Origin of the sequence: Microbacterium sp. NPDC087589 (genome assembly GCF_044743635.1) — a bacterium.
Taxonomy (GTDB): Bacteria; Actinomycetota; Actinomycetes; order Actinomycetales; family Microbacteriaceae; genus Microbacterium.
This window is the reverse complement of the sequence record NZ_JBIUWV010000006.1, coordinates 33,208-52,998: the sequence shown is the minus strand read 5'-3', so window position 1 is coordinate 52,998 and position 19,791 is coordinate 33,208. Positions and strand designations below refer to the sequence as shown.

15 protein-coding genes are annotated in these 19,791 nt (G+C 66.1%); 5 read left to right on the top strand and 10 right to left on the bottom strand.

Annotated elements, in window-relative coordinates:
- Positions 1-37: 37 nt before the first annotated feature.
- The 7 genes from ACIOU8_RS13210 to ACIOU8_RS13180 all read right to left on the bottom strand — a co-directional run bounded on the left by ACIOU8_RS13210 (position 38) and on the right by ACIOU8_RS13180 (position 7,508).
- Positions 38-805 (bottom strand): GntR family transcriptional regulator, encoded by a 768-nt coding sequence (locus ACIOU8_RS13210; protein WP_400790226.1) that lies wholly within the window; start codon positions 803-805, stop codon positions 38-40.
- Between the two features lie 5 nt (positions 806-810).
- Positions 811-1,839, bottom strand: a complete 1,029-nt coding sequence (locus tag ACIOU8_RS13205; RefSeq protein ID WP_400790224.1) for an aldo/keto reductase — start codon at positions 1,837-1,839, stop codon at positions 811-813.
- Positions 1,836-2,996 (bottom strand): mandelate racemase/muconate lactonizing enzyme family protein, encoded by a 1,161-nt coding sequence (locus ACIOU8_RS13200; protein WP_400790222.1) that lies wholly within the window; start codon positions 2,994-2,996, stop codon positions 1,836-1,838. The genes ACIOU8_RS13205 and ACIOU8_RS13200 overlap by 4 nt, the downstream gene beginning before the upstream one ends.
- On the bottom strand, positions 2,993-3,877 hold the full coding sequence (locus ACIOU8_RS13195; protein WP_400790219.1) for a carbohydrate ABC transporter permease: 885 nt from the start codon (positions 3,875-3,877) through the stop codon (positions 2,993-2,995). The genes ACIOU8_RS13200 and ACIOU8_RS13195 overlap by 4 nt, the downstream gene beginning before the upstream one ends.
- The gene (locus tag ACIOU8_RS13190; protein WP_400790217.1) at positions 3,870-4,709 is read right to left on the bottom strand and encodes a carbohydrate ABC transporter permease; all 840 of its coding nucleotides are present in this window, start codon (positions 4,707-4,709) and stop codon (positions 3,870-3,872) included. The genes ACIOU8_RS13195 and ACIOU8_RS13190 overlap by 8 nt, the downstream gene beginning before the upstream one ends.
- A 136-nt stretch (positions 4,710-4,845) precedes the next feature.
- The gene (locus ACIOU8_RS13185; protein ID WP_400790214.1) at positions 4,846-6,102 is read right to left on the bottom strand and encodes an ABC transporter substrate-binding protein; all 1,257 of its coding nucleotides are present in this window, start codon (positions 6,100-6,102) and stop codon (positions 4,846-4,848) included.
- Positions 6,103-6,158: 56 nt separating this feature from the next.
- Complete coding sequence (locus ACIOU8_RS13180) at positions 6,159-7,508, bottom strand: alpha-L-fucosidase (protein ID WP_400790212.1); 1,350 nt, start codon at positions 7,506-7,508, stop codon at positions 6,159-6,161.
- A gap of 86 nt (positions 7,509-7,594) precedes the next feature.
- Here ACIOU8_RS13180 and ACIOU8_RS13175 point away from each other — a divergent pair, with 86 nt between their 5' ends.
- From ACIOU8_RS13175 to ACIOU8_RS13160, 4 genes are all read left to right on the top strand, one after another.
- On the top strand, positions 7,595-8,923 hold the full coding sequence (locus tag ACIOU8_RS13175; protein ID WP_400790209.1) for an alpha-L-fucosidase: 1,329 nt from the start codon (positions 7,595-7,597) through the stop codon (positions 8,921-8,923).
- 92 nt (positions 8,924-9,015) lie between these two features.
- A complete protein-coding gene (locus ACIOU8_RS13170) occupies positions 9,016-11,433 on the top strand; it encodes a glycosyl hydrolase family 95 catalytic domain-containing protein (RefSeq protein ID WP_400790206.1) in 2,418 nt (805 codons plus the stop codon).
- The gene (locus ACIOU8_RS13165; RefSeq protein ID WP_400790203.1) at positions 11,423-12,406 is read left to right on the top strand and encodes an acetylxylan esterase; all 984 of its coding nucleotides are present in this window, start codon (positions 11,423-11,425) and stop codon (positions 12,404-12,406) included. The genes ACIOU8_RS13170 and ACIOU8_RS13165 overlap by 11 nt, the downstream gene beginning before the upstream one ends.
- A gap of 22 nt (positions 12,407-12,428) precedes the next feature.
- Positions 12,429-13,595, top strand: coding sequence for an ROK family protein (locus ACIOU8_RS13160; protein ID WP_400790200.1), 1,167 nt, complete (start codon positions 12,429-12,431; stop codon positions 13,593-13,595).
- A 122-nt stretch (positions 13,596-13,717) separates the two neighbouring features.
- Here ACIOU8_RS13160 and ACIOU8_RS13155 read toward each other — a convergent pair whose 3' ends face one another.
- From ACIOU8_RS13155 to ACIOU8_RS13145, 3 genes are read right to left on the bottom strand one after another with little or no spacing between them, the layout of a single operon-like run.
- On the bottom strand, positions 13,718-15,346 hold the full coding sequence (locus tag ACIOU8_RS13155; RefSeq protein WP_400790197.1) for an extracellular solute-binding protein: 1,629 nt from the start codon (positions 15,344-15,346) through the stop codon (positions 13,718-13,720).
- Positions 15,347-15,403: 57 nt separating this feature from the next.
- Positions 15,404-16,375, bottom strand: a complete 972-nt coding sequence (locus ACIOU8_RS13150; RefSeq protein WP_400790194.1) for a carbohydrate ABC transporter permease — start codon at positions 16,373-16,375, stop codon at positions 15,404-15,406.
- Between the two features lie 2 nt (positions 16,376-16,377).
- Positions 16,378-17,349 carry a sugar ABC transporter permease gene (locus ACIOU8_RS13145; RefSeq protein ID WP_253385570.1) on the bottom strand — a complete coding sequence of 324 codons (972 nt, stop codon included), beginning with the start codon at positions 17,347-17,349 and terminating at the stop codon, positions 16,378-16,380.
- 165 nt (positions 17,350-17,514) lie between these two features.
- On the opposite strand from ACIOU8_RS13145, the gene ACIOU8_RS13140 reads away from it, so the two are divergent.
- The gene (locus ACIOU8_RS13140) at positions 17,515-19,722 is read left to right on the top strand and encodes an alpha-galactosidase (RefSeq protein ID WP_400790190.1); all 2,208 of its coding nucleotides are present in this window, start codon (positions 17,515-17,517) and stop codon (positions 19,720-19,722) included.
- The last annotated feature ends 69 nt before the right edge of the window (positions 19,723-19,791 follow it).

Genomic DNA, 19,791 nt, shown 5'->3' with positions numbered 1-19,791 from the left:
GGGGACATAGTCCTGCCCCCTACCCCGAGGAGCGGACTCAGCTGGCAGATGGGCCGGTGGGTACGCGGGCAGGTCCTATGTCGTCAGGCGGTGCCGAAGCATCATGCGGGGTGTTGAAGAGCCCCGTGCCGAGGCGTGCGTAGGAGTTCTCGATATGAGCCCGCATCGCCGACGCCGCCCCAGACGGATCGCGTCGATGCACAGCCTCGAGGATCGCTTCGTGCTCGGCAATGGTGACATGTTCGAAGTCGTGCCGAAAATTGAGCCGATACAGATGCATGTGGGAGCGCAGACGAACAATCGCATCCGAGAGCAGGCGGCTCTGTGCATTCTCGGCGATGAGGTGGTGGAAGTTCAGATCCTCGTCGATGAGGCGGCGGTAGTTCTCGAAGTGCGCGTCTTCGCCGGAAGCGGAGGCTGCGCGCATCCGCTCAACTGATGCAGCCAACGCCGCAGCGGTCTCCTCATCGATGTGCGGGGTTGCACGACGCGCCGCCTCAGGCTCGAGCAGCTGACGCATGTCATAGAGGTCGCGGAGGCCGTCGCCGTCAAGCAGTGGCGTCGCGACGAAGCCCTTGAGCGCCCGTTTGTTGACGAGCCCCTCCGACTCCAGACGGGTGAGTGCCTCGCGAACCGGTGTGGGCGACACATCGAGGTCGCGGGCAACCGCGTCTATGTTGACCCGCGCGCCCGGCTCGATCACCCTGTCCATGAGCAGGCCGAGCACGGCATCGTAGACGTCGTCGACGAGGGCGCGGCGGGCGGGCAGAGCCCTCGGCCCCCGAGCGTGATCGTCGTTGAACATGAGTCTCATCGTACGGGCTGCCCTTCTAGGCCCTTCGCGAGCCGCGCGAAGGCGTCTGCTCCGAGCAACCCCAGCTCCCTCAGTTCCCTCCACACCTCGTCCGGCACCGCTCGGTCGGCGAGCGCGCTGTTCTGCGTGAGCTGCTCGGCGCTTGCTCCGCCGAGCACCACGGCGGCAACGGTCGGATGCTGGAGCGGAAACTGAATCGCCAGCTCCGGCAAAGTGCGCCCGTACCGGTGAGCGACCCGTGCGATGGCCTGCGCGCGTTCAACCACGGCGCGATCTGCGCGGCCGTAGTCGAAGAAGCTGCCCTGCCCGGGAGCATCCGTCGCGAGGATCCCGGAATTGAAGACAGCTGCCGCGAGCACCGAGACGTCGCGCTCGGCAGCTAGAGGCAGCAGGTCGTCTGCGGCCGACTGATCGAGTAGCGTCCAGCGCCCGGCGACCATCATGACATCGGCGTCCGTCTCGCGCACGAACCGCGCGAGCCCCGCACTCTGGTTCATCCCCGCGCCGAATGACGTGATCACGCCTTGGTCGCGCAGCTCGCTCAGAGCCGGGAAGGCTCCCTCGAGGGCTTCGAGCTGGAAGTCGTCGGGGTCGTGTACAAGTACTATGTCGATCCGGTCCAGGCCCAGTCGCCTCAACGAGTCGTCGATGGAGCGCAGCACCCCGTCACGGGAGTAGTCACGCACACGCCGATGATCGGCAGGTACGTCGAACAACTCGTCAAGATCGGAGCGGCCAGCGGCATCCTGCGGCACAAGCAGCCGCCCTACCTTCGTTGAGACAATGATCTCGTCGCGAGGCAATGCGCGTAGGCCCTCTCCCAACCGCTGCTCGGCCAACCCGAGCCCGTAATGGGGTGCTACGTCGAAGTAGCGGATGCCGCCGGCCCACGCCGCGGGCACCACGTGAGGCCAGGCGTCGTCGGCGAGTGCGGTGTAGAGATTCCCGAGAGCAGCCGCGCCATAGCCGATTGGCGGCGCCGAAAGTCCACCGCGGCCGATGCGCACGGAGTCGCTTGGAGTCACGAGATGATCAGCCGCCCGAGCGCATCATCATCCCAGGCGATCCCGAGCCCCGCCGTGGTTGGAGCCCAGCCACGACCACCTTCGATGCGGAGCTCGTCGGTGGTGATGGCGCGTAGCTGTGGGATGTGTTCGAGGTAGAGCGCGTTCGGGATTGCGCACACGAGAGACACGTGCAGTTCCATCAGGAAGTGCGGAGCGACAGGGGCGTTGAATGACTCGGCTAGGTGCGCGATCTTGAGCCAGGGGGTGATACCGCCGACTCGGGCGACGTCGGGCTGCACAATCGACGCGCCCCCACGCTGCAGGTGCTCGCGGAAATGCCCAATCGAGTACATGCTCTCGCCGACCGCGATGGGAACCGAGGTCGAGCGAGCGAGCTGCCGGTGCCCTTCGATATCCTCGGCGGGCAGTGGCTCCTCGAACCAGAACACGTCTACCTGCTCGAACAGGCGCGCGCGGCGCACGGCCTCGGACACCGTGAACGATTGGTTGGCATCGACCATGATGTCGAGGTCGGGGCCCACAGCATCGCGAACCGCGCGCAGGCGCTCGAGGTCCTCGTGCCCGCGGGGCTTACCAACCTTGATCTTCACCCCGCCCATGCCGCGTTCCTTCGAGGCCACAGCGTGGGCGACCAGCTCGTCGGTGGGGAGGTGCAACCATCCGCCCTCGGTGTCGTACATCGGAATTGACGGCGATGCGCCTCCGCCCGCGACCCAGAGAGGCAGGCCCGCCCGGCGGGTCTTGGCATCCCACACCGCTGTGTCCACCGCGGCAAGCGCGAGCGCCGTTATCGGCCCGACTGTCGTCGCGCGGGTGATTCCAAACAGCGCGAACCACACCGCTTCGGGGCGCTCCGCCTCCAACCCGATCAGCGCCGGCAGCAGCGTTTCGCGCAGCAGACTCAGAACGGCGCCACCGCCTGTGCCGATTGTGTAGCTGTACCCCATGCCTTCGGTGCCGTCAGCGGTGCGCACCCTCACGAAGATCGTTTCCTGCTTCACAAAGGTCTGTAGCGCGTCGGTGCGCACAGTCTCGACCGGTAGATCGACGAGCTGCGCCTCAACGTGCACTATGCGGCTGCCTGCCGTCGTGTCGGCGAGGGGGATGGTGGCGTCGAGGATTTTCGAGCCGGTGTTCTGCGATGCGTTCATCATCGTCCTCCGAGTCCGCCCAGGGTGACACCTTTGATGAGCTGCCGTTGTAGCAGCAGCACGAGTATCAACGAGGGGATGACGGCGAGCGTCGACGCCGCCATGAGTAGCGACCACTGGGTGCCGAACTGACCGGTGAACATCCCGAGTCCGAGCGGCACCGTGGCCATGTCCTGGGTGTTGATGATGATCAGCGGCCAGAGGTATGAGTTCCAGTAGCCGATGAACGAGAAGACCGCGAGCACGCTGAGCGGTGCGATCAATTGCGGCATCAGCACCGACCAGAGGGTGCGTAGGCGCGAGGCTCCGTCGATCAGTGCCGCTTCCTCGTACTCGATGGGGATCGTGAGGAAGAACTGTCGCATGAGGAACGTGCCGAAGGCCGTGAACGCGAACGGGATGATGAGCGCACCGTAGGTGTCATTCCACCCCCAGCTGTTGATCATGATGAACAGCGGTACGACGAGCACTTCTTGGGGCAGCACGAGCGTGAGCACGAACAGCAGGAAGAGCTTGTTGCGAAACTTGAAGCGTAGCCGCGAAAAGGCGTACGCCGACAGCACGGCGACGACGACTGAGAGCGCAGCTCCGGCGACCGCGACCAGGAGGCCGTTCAGGATGAAACGCCCGAAGGGCACCACGGTCCACGCCTCGATGAAATTGGCCCAGCGAATCTCGGATCCGAAGATCTGAGGCGTCGTCGTGAAGACCTCGTTCTCAGGTTTGAGAGCCGTGAGGAACATCCAGATGAAGGGGAACGCGAAGATCAGCGCGACGAGTGCAATCGCCGCCGTGTTGAGCCATTCCTTCAGGGATGTTCGGCGCTGATGTCGCCGCTTCGGGAGGATTAGCAACGCGGTCGCCGAGAGGTCGCGGTCACTCATAGTTCACCCACTTTCGCTGGCCGACGAACTGTAGGGCCGTGATGAGCATCACAACGACGAACAGGATCCACGCGAGAGCGGACGCATAGCCGAGTCGGTCGAAGACGAATCCGTTGCGGTAGAGGTAGAGCACGAACGTGTTGGTGCTCTCGCCCGGTCCGCCCTGCGTGAGGAAGAGCGGTTGGACGAACACCTGAAAGGCTCCGATCATCGTCATGGTGGAACAGAAGAAGAGCGAGGGCGAGAGCAGCGGCAGGATGATGTACCGCAGGCGCTGCCAGGCGCTGGTGCCGTCGATGCGGGAGGCCTCGAGCAACTCTTTGGGAATGGCGCTGAGCCCTGCAGAGAGGACGATGACGTTGTAGCCGAACGACTGCCAGACAGACATCGCGATCACCGAGGGCAAGGCCCAGGCGGAGTCGGACAGCCAGTTGGGTCCGTCGATGCCGATTGTCGCGAGCATCGAGTTGACGAGACCGTCCTGCGAGAGCAGCAGTCGCCAGACGAGCGCGTTCGCGACCATCGGCGTGATGACGGGCAGGAAGAAGATGACGCGCCAGGCGCCAGCTGCCTTCATACGGGTGTTGAGCCAGAGCGAGATCGTGAGAGCGACGAACAGGTTCAGCGCGGTGTAGACGATGGCGAAGATCAGCGTGTTGCCGAGCACCGTGTAGAAGGTCGGGTCGGCGAACAGCTTGACGTAGTTGTCGATTCCGGTGAAGGTGGGGCTGCCGAACAGCTTCCAGTCGAAGAGGCTGATGAAGGCGGAGCCGAACAGCGGTGTGAGGATGAAGAGGACGAATCCGATCATCCCGGGGGCGAGAAATGCCACCGCCACCCATCCCTGCCCGCGTCGCCGCGGTACACGTGGCCCCGGCGGGGAGGGGACGCCAAGGGACGCCCCCTCCCCACCGGAGGTCGCGGAGGAGGCCGCCGCCTCACTCCGGTCGCTTATGATCGCCATCCGCTCAGCCGCCCACCGAGTTCGTGATCGTCTTCATGATCTCCTCGGCTGTCAGCTCACCCCGGTACCCCTGCACGCCGTATTGCGTCATCAGGGTCTCGACCTGGTTCCAGGTCGGGGTGGTGCGCTGCGGCGTCGCGTTCGACAGCAGCGCCTCGACGACCTCGGCCGAGCCCTCGGTCTTGCCCTCGGCCCAGGCCGGGAGCGCCTCGATCCGGGCGGGCACGATGCCGCGGGCTTCTGCCTGCTTCTCCTGCACCGAAAGTGAAGTCAGGGCTTCAATCGCAGCGAAGGCTTCTTCGGGTCGCTCGCAGTTCGCGGCGATGCCGAATCCGGAGCCGGCGGTCATTGCGGCGGCCTCGCCGCTGGTCGACGGCACAATCGAGACGCCGAGGGTGAAGTCGGCCGCATCGGCAAAGCTGCCATACATCCATGGGCCCTCGATGAGCATAGGAACCTCACCGCTGGTGAAGGCCTGCTGCGAGACCTCCGAGCCGTCAGCGGCCTCAGGCGCCTTCGCGACCCCATCGACTGCGACGAGGTCGAAGAAGCTCTGGATCTGTTCGACGAACTCCGGGTTCTCAAGCTCGAGCTGGCCGTCCTCAGTGACTGCGGGCACGCCGTCAGCAAGCGACCAAGCGTTCGGGATGAACACGCCGGGTGCGAGCGCGAGCCCCTTCTTGTCACCGTCGGTCAACGCCTTCGCATCAGAGATGAACTGGTCACGCGTGTACATGGCGCCCGGCAACTCGAGGCCGGCCGCCTGGAAGGCCTCGACGTTGTAGAAGAGCACGATTGGCTCGGCGTCGTAAGGGATCGCGCGGATGGTGCCGTCGACCGTCATGCCGCTGAGCATGGAGTCGTCGATGTTGTCGATGTCGAAGTCGCTCTTCTCGATCAGGTCGTCGAGAGGCATGAGCAGGTCTCCGAGCTCCTGCGCGCGAGCGGCCTGCGTGGTGAGCAGGCAGGGCGGATTCGCCCCCGAGAGCCGCGTCTTCACCTTGGTCCAATAGTCGGAGAAGCTCGGGCCCTCGACCGAGATGTCGAGGTCGGGGTCTTCGGCCTTCGCGCCTTCGATGAAGTCAGCCCACTGGGCCTGATCGCCCTCACTCGCCGCCCAGGTATAGAGGACGAGTGGGCCGCCGGCCTCACCGCCGCCTCCCCCGCCGCCGCTCGCGCACCCCGCGAGGGCGAGTGCGCTGAGGCCGGCGACGCCGGTGAGGATGAGGCGCTTCACACGCCGGTTCGAGATTGCATTCATACGGACTGCCTCCTTCATTGGATGCTGCAACGGGTGCGTTTCGGGTACTGCTCGGGTTACTCGGTGGAGAAGTCGATGGCCACGACGTCGATGAGCGCGCCGCTCGGTGATGCTGGTGCGGTGATGCGAAGCTCACCGGAGTCGTCGCCGGCGGTCGAGGCTTCGTGCACCTCGAAGCTGGCGTCGTGCGGCAGCTCGAGGCCGTCGGCGAGGCGGTGTACTCGGGTGATCCGTCGCACAGGCAGGCCGCGCACGATGATCTCGTCGACAGGGACTGCTGTGAGATGCAGGAAGAGACGCCCTTCACGAGCGGTCGTCGGGCCGTGGAAGTCGATGCCCTGAGTGGGCTGCACGCCGATCACGGATTCGGCGTGTTCCTGCATCCAGTCGGAGAATTCCTGCAGGCGCTCGTTCTCCACGTCGGGGAGGGTACCGTCCGGGCCAGGGCCGACGTTGAGCAGCAGGTTGCCGCCGCGGTCGACGACGTCGATGAGGGTCACAAGTAGCGTGCGCGCGGACTTCTCGTTGTCGGGATGCTTGCGCCAGGCCCAGTGGTCGCCGATTGTGAGACACAGTTCCCATGGCCCGGTCGGCACGGTGAGCGGGAAACCCTGCTCGGGCGTGCGGTAGTCACCCTGGCCGGGGAGCCGGTCGTTGATGATGACGTCGGGCTGCAGCTCCTTGATGAGGCGGCGAAGGACGGGCGCGGTCCACTCGGCGGCCGAGCGCTCCCAGTCACCGTCGAACCAGAGCAGGTCAATCGTCCCGTAGTTGGTGAGCAGCTCGCGAAGCTGAGCGCGCACGTATTCGAGGTAGCGCGACCACTCCTCGGGGCTCGAGCGACGGTGACGATCCGTGGCATCCGGGGTGTCGGCGAACTCGGGCATTCCGGCAGCGGGCCAGTGCTCGAGTTTGTACGGCAAGTCCTCGTCACGGAACGCCGGGTAGTCAGGGTGATTCCAATCGGGGAGGCTGTAGTAGATACCGACTCTCAGGCCCTCCGCCCGCACCGCTTCAACGAACTCGCGAGTGATGTCACGGCCGAAGGGGCCGTGCTCGACGCCAAAGTCGGACTGCTCGGTGAAGAACATGTTGTATCCGGCGTGGTGGCGAGCGGTGAAGACGACGTATGTCGCTCCGGCCGCCTTCGCGCGGCGGGCGAGGTCAGCGGCATCCCAGTTCTGCGGATCGAACGTGGGCGCGGTGGCCTGGTACTCGGCGACTGTCACGTCGTCTTCCACGGCATCTTGACCGGGGATGATCGACCGGCCGACGAGTGGCCAGGAGATCTCTACGCCTTGTTGGGACGCTTGGTCCCAGTGCACGAAGATGCCGAGACCGGCACCGCTGAACCATTCACCGCCGGGAATGACGGCTGTCGGGCGACGCACGCTCGATTTTGACATTTGAAGCTCCTCGCTGAGTTCCAGATTTCCTATAGGATACGGGATAAATGCTGTAGTTCACAAGGGCGTGACGAAAGGTGCCGACCATGGCCATGTTCCAGACTGATCCGATTCGACCCGCGGAATACCGGGGCTTCGAGCGGCCCTTGCCCGAATGGTTCCGCAGCGCGGCCCTGGGCATCTTCGTTCATTGGGGACCGTATTCCGTTCCCGCGTGGGCCGAGCCGACCGGCGAGCTCGGTGCGGTTCCACGAGAAGAGTGGTACGCCCATAACCCGTATGCCGAGTGGTACGCCAACACCATCCGCATCGAGGGGTCACCGGCGCAGCGCCACCAGCAAGAGGTGTACGGCGGAGCACCTTACGACGATTTTCTCGACGCCTGGGAAGCCGAGGAGTTCGACGCCGAGGACGTGCTAGCGGTGGTCGCTGCGACCGGAGCCGGATACTTCGTGCCCACCACCAAGCATCATGACGGCGTGACCCTGTGGGACGCCCCAGCCACCGACGGCCGCAACACCGTCGCCCGGGGCCCCCGCCGCGACCTGGTGGCCGAGTTTGCCGCAGCCACGCGCGCTCAGGGCCTGCGCTTCGGCGTTTACTATTCCGGAGGACTCGACTGGCACTTCTCCAATCTGCCTCCCATCGACCGCGACGACGCACCCGCGCCCGATGACATCGCCTACGCCGAGTACGCGCATGACCACGTCATCGACCTCATCGACCGGTACCGCCCCGACGTTCTCTGGGGGGATATTCGGTGGCCGAAGGCAGGGATCGAACCCGGGCCGAAAAGCCTCGCGCACGTCTTCCGAACCTTCTACGACGCGGTGCCGGAGGGCGTCGTGAACGACCGATGGGGAGAGTCGCACTGGGACTTCCGCACGAGCGAGTACGTGCACGGCACCGCAGTGGAGGTCGGCGAGGCGTGGGAGAACTGCCGGGGTATCGGACTCTCGTTCGGGCACAACCGCAACGAGGGCCCGGAGCACCTGCTCTCTGCCGACGCTGCTGTACGTCTGCTCGTCGACGTCGTGTCTCGCGGCGGCAACCTGCTGCTGAACATTGGGCTGGAGGCATCCGGCCGCATCCCCGACGCGCAGCGCCAGACGCTCGAGGGCTTGGGGGGATGGAATCAGCGGTTCGGGCATGCGGTGTTCGGCGCTCGCCCCGAGCCTCGACTCCAGCCCCTGGATGAGCCGTGGCTGCGCTGGACCCGGACCGATGGCTCCGTGCACGCCGTGACAGATCAGCGCGGGAGTATCCGCCTGCCCGATCCCGAGGGCTTGCTCGACGAGACGACGGCGCGTGTCGGAGAAGAGCCGATCCGTGCATCGCGTGACGGCGACGCCGTCGTGGTGGAGGTGGCGGATGCCGCGGTCCCCGTAGCGGTTTCCTTTCGTCTGCGCGCCTGACGCCCGCACCTCCACTTCAATTACTTGACAGTGGCAATTAATGCCTCCTACGCTGACGGTGCTGCCCGATTCGATCAACACACTGGAGTGCGATGAGCGACACCCTGCGCCTCACCTGGGATACACCCGCATCCTGCTGGGACGAGGCCACTCCCCTCGGCAACGGCCGCATCGGCGCCATGGCCTTTGGAGGCTCCGGCCTCTACCGCCTCAACGACTCGACCGTCTGGTCCGGCACCCCGGACGGACCAGCTCGCGCACTCGACGATGTCGCCACGCGCGGGGCAGGACCAGAGCGCCTCGCCGAGGTGCGATCCGCTCTGAACGCCGGCGAGGTGAGGCAGGCGGAAGACCTCCTGATGGCGTTCGAAGGGCCATACTCGCAGGAATTTCTCCCTCTCGCTGATCTCCACGTCGAAGTCTCTGGAGCGGAGCCCATCACTCCCGCGCGCGCCCTCGACCTCGACGAGGCATGCCTGCTCGAGATGCTGGAAACCCCGCAAGGACGCGTGCGTCGACGCTCCTGGGTGTCCGCACCCGCCGGGGCACTGCTCGTAGAGCTGTCTTCCAACGACGAGTTCGACGTCAACATCACTCTTACGACCCCCCTGCGCGGCCACCCGGTCGATCTGCCCGGAGCACTCGGCCTCGACATACAGATCCCCGTCGACGGGGCGCCGTTACACGAGGCTTCGGTCGAACCCGGCCATCGCTACGCGGACGATGACGCCGACTCGTATGACGCCTACGCCGCGGTCGTCGCGGCCATCGACTCAGACGGCGAGATCGAGGGCGCTCCTGAGCGCCTCGCCGTTCGCAGAGCCCGTCGACTGCTGATCGCCCTGTCCACATCGTCGCGCGCCGGGTCGTGGTGGGCCGACGCTGACGGGGACTGGCGGACCGCCTCACGCGAGACGATCCGGGATCGCGCCCACAAGCGAGCGGAAGCGACGGTTCGCCGAGCCGTCGCGGACCTCTTCGCCGAGCACGTCGCTGATAGGCGGCGCGTGAGCAGGGCGCGATTCGCGATTGGCAGTCGACGTGAGGGGATCTGGAGCGTGGATCGCGACGTGTTGCGCGGCGACGACCCGCAACTCCGCGCGACCATCGCGGCCGAGTACGGCATGTACCTGCTCGCCTCGAGCTCGCGCGCCGGAAACCCCCCGGCGAACCTCCAGGGCATCTGGAATGCCGAGCTGCGCCCTGCATGGTCGTCCAACTACACGATCAACATCAATACGGAAATGAACTACTGGGCGGCCCCTGTGCTCCACGCCCCCGACGTCTTCGAGCCACTGTTGGCGCTCGTCGAGCATCTGGCGGACACAGGTCGGGACGTAGCGCGACGCCTGTACGGTGCCCGCGGATGGGTTGCACACCACAACAGCGATGTCTGGGGTTGGACTCTCCCCGTGGGCAACGGCAGTGGCGCGGCCAGCTGGGCGATCTGGATGATGGGTGGCGTCTGGCTCACCCACAATCTTTGGGACGCCTACGAGTTCGGCGGCGACCGCGAGCTGCTCCGGACTCGAATCTGGCCCGTCCTCCGTGGGGCGGCCGAGTTCTGCCTCGACTGGCTTGTCGAGGGCGACGACGGTCTCCTCCGCACCTCGCCCTCCACCTCCCCCGAGAACTCGTTCGTCGCCGAGGACGGCCAGCCCACACCTCTGGGCCTCAGCTCCGCTTCCGATCTCGCCCTCATCGGCGCGCTCTTCAGGCGCACCCTTCGTGCGATATCGCACCTCGACAACCGCGATCCACTGGAAGCTGAGGTGCGTAGTGCGCTTGCCCGGCTCGCACCGCTACGCATCGGTACTGACGGGCGGATTCTGGAGTGGGGTGCGGAGGTGCGCGAGCACGAGCCCCTGCACCGCCACCTTTCCCCTGTCGTCGGGCTGTATCCGCTCGACAGCATCACGCCGGAAGCCACGCCGCTGCTCCTTGACGCCGCCGTGCGGTTCCTCGACGCCCGCGGTCCCGGCGCGATGGGATGGTCGTGGGCCTGGAAGGTCGCGCTCCGGGCGCGCGCGGGACAGAGCGAGGATGCGGCATCCCTGCTCGAGGAGGCTCTGACTCCGTTCGACGGAGATTCTTCCCGGCACGGTCCGGTCGACGGCTCCGAGTGGGGTGGCCTGCTGCCGAACCTGTTCAGCACGCATCCCCCCTTCCAGATCGACGGCAACCTCGGTTTCCCCGCAGCCATCACCGAGATGATCGTGCAGAGCCACGCCGGCGAGGTGCACCTGCTGCCCGCGCTGCCCGCGGCTTGGCCCAAGGGTGACGCGCAGGGTATCGCCGTCCGCACCGGGCTGCTGCTCGACCTCTCCTGGTCCGGCGGACGCGTAACCGCGTCAACCCTGCGCAACCCCGGCACCGAGGATCGGTCGCTCCGCGTTCGCATCGGCGACCGCGTGATACCGCTCGACGTTCCGGCCGGATGCGCGGTCACCATCCCGGCGCCTTCCGCAACGACCAGTCCAGAGCGAGTGGAGGATGTGCATGCACGGTGAGATCACGACGGTCGGCGTCCCGACCACGCAGACCGAGCCCGACGACTTCGACTCTTTCTGGGCTGACACCATCGCCGAGACCCGGAGCCTGCCGCTCGACGTGACCCTGACGCCGCGCCCGACTCGGCTCACTCAGATCGACGTGTACGAGGTTCGCTTCCGGGGATTCGGTGGCACACCGATCTGTGCGTGGCTGCGCGTCCCGCACGGCGCGACCGCCCCGCTCCCCGGCATGGTGCAGTTCTTCGGTTACGGGAACGGCCGGGGGCACGCCCTGCGCGACCTGCGCTGGGCGGCCGCCGGCTACGCGCACCTCGTCGTCGACGCCCGGGGCCAAGGTCACGGCGACACCGACGACGACCACGCGGACGGCGGTCCGTCGGCCGGGGGCTTCCTCACGCGGGGACTTCGCTCTCCGTACGACTACTACTATCGTCGCGTTTTCGCCGATGCTGTGCGGGCCGTGGACGCACTGCGATCCATCGACCTCGTCGACCCGGGGCGCGTCGGCGTCGTCGGGGCGAGCCAGGGAGGGGGCATCGCGCTCGCTATCGCCGGCCTGGTGCCCGACCTTGCCGTCTCCGTCATTCAGGCACCATTTCTCTGCGAGCTCAACCGCGCCGCGACGCCGAGCCGAGAGCACCCGTACTCCCTGCTCACGCAGTACCTCGCCGACCGCCGTGGCGACGCCGCGACGGCCCTCAACACCCTGCGGTACTTCGACGGCGTCAACCATGCCAAGCGCGCGACCGCTCCTGCTCTGCTGAGCACAGGGATGCTTGACGGCATCGCTCCGCCAGATACCGTGCTCCCAGCGTTCAGCGCGTACGGCGGCGCGAAGACTGTCATACTGTGGCCCTACAACGGCCACGAGGCGGGCGGCGATCTCGATGAGGAGAACGGTCTCGACTTCGCAGCGCGACACATCTCCACCCGGGACCCCCTGCCTGCCCGCGCGGATTCGCTACGATAGCCGACACGAACTGAAGGATCTGATGGATCACGACACCGCGGCGCGCACCACTCTCATCCGCTCGGCGTCCGACGCGGGTTCACGGGTCTTCGAGACGATCTTGACGCGCAGCCCCATCAGCCGCATCGACATCGCCCGCCAGACCGGACTCTCCCAGGCCGCCGTGACCAAGGCGGTCGCTCCGCTGGTCGCCGCCGGTCTGGTCAACACGCCCCCCGCCTCGCACCGCGACGGGACCCCTGGCCGCCCGGTGAGCCCTGTATCAATCGTGCTCGAGTCGATGGTCATGATCGGCGTGAAGGTCAACGTTGATGAAGTGATCGCGGTGGCCACCGACCTCGCCACGACAATCCTCGCGAGTGAGCGACGCACACTCCGCGCCCACGACCCGCACACGGTTCTCGACGCCATAGCCGATGTCGTCGCCGCGCTCGAGGGCCAACTCGGCAGCAGCGTCTCCGCGGTCGCGGGTGTCGGCGTATCCGTCTCCGGCGACGTCGATACCGCTACCGGCATCGTGCGCGAGTCGAACATCATGGGCTGGGCCGACGTGCCTCTCGGCGACCTCCTCGCACAGCGTCTCCCTTGGCCCGTCACCCTCGAGAATGACGTGCACGCCCTCACCATCGGCGAGCACTGGTTCGGAGTCGGACTCGGCACAGCGTCCTTTGCCATGGTCACTATCGGGCGCGGTATCGGCAGCGGGCTCCACCTGAACGGTCAGGTCGTCAGTGGAGCGTTCGGCGTCGCAGGCGAGATCGGACATCTGCCGCTGGCCGACTCGGCGCTCGTATGCCCGTGCGGTCGCCGGGGCTGCGTCGAGGCCGCCGCGTCGACACCCGCCATCGAAGCGGCCGTGTCGGCGGCACTCGGTCGCCCGGTCACGATCACCGAGGCCGTAGAGCTCGCCCACGCCGGCGAACCGGGGGCGGATGCCGCATTCCGGGAGGCCGCGCGCTTGATCGGAACCGCCATCGCCGCACTCGTCAATCTCACCGGCCCCGAAGTCGTCATCATCGGCGGTGAGGGCGTGTCGAATTTCGACCTCTTCGAGAAGACCCTGCGCGACGCCTTCGAGGCACACGCGTTCGGTGCCGCCGTGCGCTGCCGCATTGTGACGAGGCCGCACACGTTCGAGGACTGGGCCCGCGGCGCCGCGGCGGCCGCCATACAGTCACTCGTCCGCTGACGTTCTCGCTCGCTGACTTACTCGAGGCTCGAGCGCTCACCCGCGTGTCCGCGCGGACACCCATCTCCAGGCAGCAGGATGCGCGGGACGGAGAATCCCGTCCCGCGCATCCCTTCAGACGCTCAGAGTGCGTCGTACAGCTGCTGCTGCAACTCCAGGTAGCGGTCGACGCCGAGTCCTGACAGGTCGTCGAGGTATGACTGCCACGCTCCGTCGTCGTCGATGTCCCGCTGACCGGTCACGAACTCCGCCTGCGCCTGCGTGATGTAGGTGGCGATGTTCGTCTGCAGCTCGGCCACCTCCGCCGAGGTGTCGGGGTCGGGCCAGAGCTTCGCATCGGGGAACAGCAGGTCCTCGTCCGGAGCGAATGGCTCATAGAGCTTCGTCGCCTCCAGCAGCCGCCGCTCGTAGCCGTCCGGGCTGTACACGTCCTCGGGCACGACCTGCGAGTTGCGGTACTCGAGTGAATCCCAGTACTGACCCATCGAACGCCAGGCGGCGTTCGACGTCTCGTCATAGGTGAGTGGCTTGAACGTGGGCTCCAGCTCGGGATCAAGGGCGACGTCGCCCTCCTCAGCGGGGACCCACGCCTCGCCCTCCGGTCCCATGGCGCCGAGGCGGTCACCCTCGTCCGTGACGAGGTAGTCGATGACCTTGATCGCTTTGATGCGCTCCTCCTCGCTCGACTTGTTCGTCAGCGCGAACATGCCGAGCGGGCTCACGGGCGAGCGATACGTCGCGAACTGGGTACCGTCGGGCCCCTTCACCGGAGGAATGGCGTCGTAGTGCGTGTCGCGCCCATCCGGAGAGTCCGCCGTCACGATCTCGTAGGGGTGCAGCACCGCGGCCGCCCCAAGGATTTCGGCCTCGGCGTTGTCGCCCAGGGCGCGAAGCGCGTTGCCGTTCTGCGTGAACGATGCCGTGTCGATGAGGCCTTCGTCGGCGAGCGACGCGACGTACTGCAGACCGGCGCGCCAACCGTCGGACGTCGCCGAGATCGTGACCTTGCCGTCGTCCATGACCATGGGCGGCGGGCTCGACGGGCTGCCATACGGCGCGTACGCGAACGCGTTCATGAAGTAGTTGATCACGGGCTCGGATGCCGAGGCACTGAGCGCAATCTCGTCGGCCTTGCCGTTGCCGTTGGGGTCGTCGTTCTTGAACGCGCGGAGCACCTCGCGCAGCTCCTCGGTGGTCGTCGGCTGAGCGAGCCCGAGCGTGTCGAGCCAGGTGGTGTTCATCCATAGCTTCGACGGGTAGCCGCAATGGAAGCACTCTGTCCACTGGGTGATGGCGTAGATGTGACCGTCCGGCGCGGTGACCGACTGCTTCCAGTCGGGCTTCTCGTCGAAGCGCTCCTTGAGGTTCGGGGCGTACTCGTCGATGAGCTCCTCGAGAGGCACCAGCACGCCCTGCTGCCCGTACTTGAGGATCTCGCTGCGCGAGAAGGCATCGACCCACGGCACGAGGAAGTACGCGTCGGGGTAGTCGCCGCTGGCCAGCGAGACCTGACGTTTCTCCCCCGCGACGCTGCCATCGTAGGTGGTGGTCTGCCAGTCGAAGTCGATGTCCAACTTCTCCTCGAGCAACTGCGTGAATTTGTTGTCTTCTAGGGAGCCGTTCTCGCCCTGCGGTCCGAAGGCCACGAGCTGACCGTTGTCGTCGCTCGGCGACGTGCAGGCGGCGAGTGCTCCCACCGCCAGTGCGAGTACGCCTGCGGCCGCGGCTCCTCTGATGATGCTGTGTCTCATGTGCCGGAATCTCCTTTGACCGGTGAATGGGTGGGTTGTGTGGTGGGTCTGTGGGGGTCAGCCCTTGACGGCGCCGACCATGATGCCCTTGTTGAAGTACTTCGCAACGAACGGGTAGGCCACGAGCATCGGGATTGTGGCGATCACGACGGTGGAGTAGCGCAGCAGGTCCGCGAGCTCGCGCCTCCGCAGCTGTTCGGCGACATCACCACCGCCGCCCGCGTCGTTGAGGATCAGCAGGCCGCGCAGCACGAGCTGGAGAGGTTGCAGATCGGCATCCCGCAAGTAGAGCAAGGCGTCGAAGTAGGAGTTCCACTGCATGATCGCGTACATGAGGGCGACTACGGCGAGCAGTGGCTTGGCGAGCGGCACGACGATAGTCCACAGGATCCGGAGCTCTGACGCGCCGTCGAGCTGAGCCGCTTCGTACACCTCGTCCGGCACCGACGAGCGGAAGTAGACGATGGCGATGATGACCTGCCAGACACCGATGGCATTGGGCAGGAGCATCGACCAGCGGGTGTCGAGGAGCCCCAACGACTGCACGACGAGGTACATCGGGATCACGCCGCCGGTGAAGAGCATGGTGAACACGACCCCGCCGGTGATGGCCTTGCGTCCGAACAGCCCCGCCCGAGACAGCGGGTACGCGATGGCGACAGTGCCCACGACGCTGATGAGCGTGCCGGCGACCGTGTAGAAGACGGAGTTGCCGAAGCCGCGCAGGATGGCTGGGTTGCCCAGCGCCTCCACGTAGCCGCGGAAGGTGAAGTCGACGGGCCAGAACAGCACGCGGCCGGACGACACCGCCTGGGGGCTCGAGAGCGAGCTCGCGACGATGTTCAGCAGCGGAAGCAACACGACGAGCAGAAAGACGGAGAGCAGGATGTACGCGGCGATCACGAACACGCGATCCGCCTTGGTCTCCTTGACGCGCACGCCGCGAGTGAGCGGGTCGCGCTTCGGCCGGCGTCTCCGGTTCCCGGCGACGCCGACCTCCTCCGTGAGGAGCGCTTCGGTGTTGGTCATGGTCACCACAGCCCGTTTCCCGTCACTCGCTTCGACACTGTGTTCACCACGAGCAGCAGCACGAGGCTGATGACGGCGTTAAAGAGTCCGATGGTCGCACCGAGGCTGAAGTTCGCATTGAGGATGCCTGTCTTGTACACGTAGGTCGGGATGATCTCTGAGGTCGACAGGTTGAGCGCGTTCTGCAGAAGGAACGCTTTCTCGAACCCGATGGCCATGATGTTCCCGACGCCCAGGATGAGGATGATGGATGCCGTGGGCAGCAGCGCCGGGATATCGACGTTCCAGATTTTCTGCAGCCGCGACGCGCCGTCGATCTTCGCCGCCTCGTAGAGCGAGGTATCGACGGAGGCCAATGCGGCGAGGTAGATGACGGCGGAGTACCCGGTGGTGGTCCAGATGTCTGTGGCGACGTAGATGTGCCGGAAGAAGTCGGCGTCGGCCAAGAGATCGACCTGCCCTGCGCCGAAGAAGCTGAACGTCCTGCCCAACAATCCGACCCTCGGCGAGAGGAGGAGGATCGTCATGGAGACGACCACAACCGTGGAGATGAAGTAGGGCGCGTAGGTGACGAGCTGCACGGTGCGCGTGAAGAACCGCAGGCGGACCTCGTTGAGGGCCAGCGCGAGGATGATCGGCAGCGGGAAGCTCGCGATCAGCGTGTACGCGGCGAGGAGGAAGGTGTTGCCGACGAGCCGGGGGAACACCGGGTTGCCGAAGAGGTTCGCGAAGTTGTCGAAGCCGACCCACGGGCTCCCCCATACGCCGTCGATGGGGTTGTAGTTCTTGAACGCGATCACAGCATTCGCCATCGGCACGTATCGGAACACGATGAACCAGACGATGGGCACGAGGAGCAGCAGGTAGAGCTGCCAATAGCGGCGCAGACTGCTGGTGAGTCGTGAGCGTCTTGTGGATCGACGGACGGTCGAGGCGACCTCCGTCGGTGGTGCGTGCTCGGCACTGAGCTTCATGTTCGCCCTCCCGGGGCAGGATTACTTTACGTCGTAATAAAATCACGACCTCGCTCAAATCGCAACGGTGATTTCCCTACCGCCCGAATCCGGCACAACGCTTGCGCGCGTCTCGCAGACGTGGTTTATTGACGATGTCAAGTAATTACCGGAGGATCGCATTCCATGACTTCCCGTGCCGACGCCGTAGTCGCACTCCGCGCCGCAGGCGCCTCATTCGTCGTCCATATCGCCGCCCCGATCCCGCGCGTCCTGCACTGGGGCGCCGACATCGGCGAAGTGGATCCGGCGACGGCATCCGCGCTCGCCCACACGGCGGGACCTGCTCAGCTCAACAACTCGCCCGATATCCCCCGCACTTTCTCCGCACTGCCGACTGAGTTCGAAGGCTGGTCGGGCACGCCCGCCATCGCTGGCAACGCGCAGGGGCGGGCGACCACACCTCGTCCGCGCCTCGTGGCCCACGAGGTTGAGCGGGAGGGCCCGGTGAGTGGAGGGCGCATCACGCTCGACTTCGACGACGCCGTGACGGGTCTGCGCACGACCCTGCGCTATCACCTGGACGAGCACGGCGTCCTCGCAGTGGACGCCGCAATCGTGCGGGATGCCGCGCTCAGCCCGCGCATCGGGGGTACGCCGTACACGCTCGACGGTATTCTCGCCCTCCTACCCCTGCCTGAGCGCGCGGCGGAGGTCCTCGACTTCACCGGCAAGTGGTGCCGTGAGCGGTCACCTCAGCGGATGCCGTTCGGCTTCGGGACACACCTCCGCTCCGCGCACCGCGGCAAGCCCGGTCACGACTCTCCGTTCCTCCTCGTTGCCGGGACGCCCGGTTTCGGCTTCGGGCACGGCGAGGCATGGGCCGTGCACCTCGCGTGGTCTGGTGAGCAGCGCTACCTCGCCGAGCGCCTCACGGAGGGGGCCGGCACATTCTCCTCAATCATCGGGGCGGGCGAGGAACTGCACTCGGGCGAGATCATCCTCGAGGACGGTGACCGCTACGACGCGCCAACGGCCCTATTCGTCTGGTCGGACGCAGGAGTCGACGGGCTCTCGGATCGCATGCACCGCCGACTCAGGTCGCGCCACTCGCACCCGCGTACCCCTCGACCGCTCGTGCTCAACACCTGGGAGGCCGTCTACTTCGACCACGACCTTGATCGACTCACCGCCCTCATCGAGCGCGCGGCCGAGGTCGGCGTCGAACGGATCGTGCTCGACGACGGCTGGTTCCGCGGGCGCCGCGAGGCCGATGCCGGACTCGGCGACTGGTACGTCGACGAGCAGGTCTGGCCGCACGGCCTCGCCCCGCTCGTCGACCTCGTGCGGTCCCACAGCATGCAGTTCGGCCTCTGGTTCGAACCGGAGATGATCAACCTCGATTCCGATCTCGCCCGCACCCATCCCGATTGGGTGCTGGGACCCGCGGAGGGCCTTGGCCCCGCATCACGTTCTCAGTACGTGCTCGACATCGCCCGCCCCGAGGCCTACGACTACCTGCTCGAACGCATCGACTTCTTCGTCCGCGAGCACGCTATCGACTACTTGAAGTGGGACCACAACCGCGACCTGCTGGAGGCAGTGAGTCGTGGCGACGACGGCGACCGACCCAGCGTCCACCGGCAGACAATGGCGCTGTACCGGCTCCTTGACGAACTGAGACGACGTCATCCCGCCCTCGAGATCGAAACCTGTTCCGGCGGTGGCGGACGTATCGACCTCGGCATCCTGGATCGCACCGACCGCGTATGGGCTTCGGACTGCAACGACCCCGTCGAGCGCGTCCAGATCGAGCGTTGGACGCGAACCATCGTGCCGCCTGAACTCATTGGTTCGCACCTCGGCGCGGCCCGCTCGCACACCACCTCACGTACAACCGACCTCTCTTTTCGACTGACGACGGCCTTGACCGCTCACGCCGGCATCGAGCAGGACCTCACGGCGGTCGACAATGCGGAACTGGCAATGATCGCGACGTGGGCACGGATGTACCGGGAGTTCCGCCCGCTGCTCCACAGCGGTCGCGTTGTAAATGCCGACGTGACCGACGAGGCGACCGCGCTGACCGGCATCGTTGCCCAGGATGGGAGCGCTGCGCTGTTCACCTGGAGCCGTTTCGTCACGTCGCCCTCCGGCCAATCAGGGCGCGTGCGATTCCCCGGCCTCGACGCAGCGGCGACCTACACGGTCGTGATCCGCGAGGATCTTGGCGCAGCGAGCCGCCATCAGGGTGACGACCCTGAGTGGATAGCGGACGCCATCCAGAGCCCCATTGCTGTCCCCGGAGCGGTGATTGTCGGCGTAGGTCTTCCCTTGCCCACGCTGAACCCGCAGCAGGCAATGCTCATCGAGGTCCGTCGCTCACAGGACTAGACACGACCCTTCTTCCCATCCCCACGACAGAGCAGTCGAACGAGAGGAAAACAATGAAAGCCCACCGAC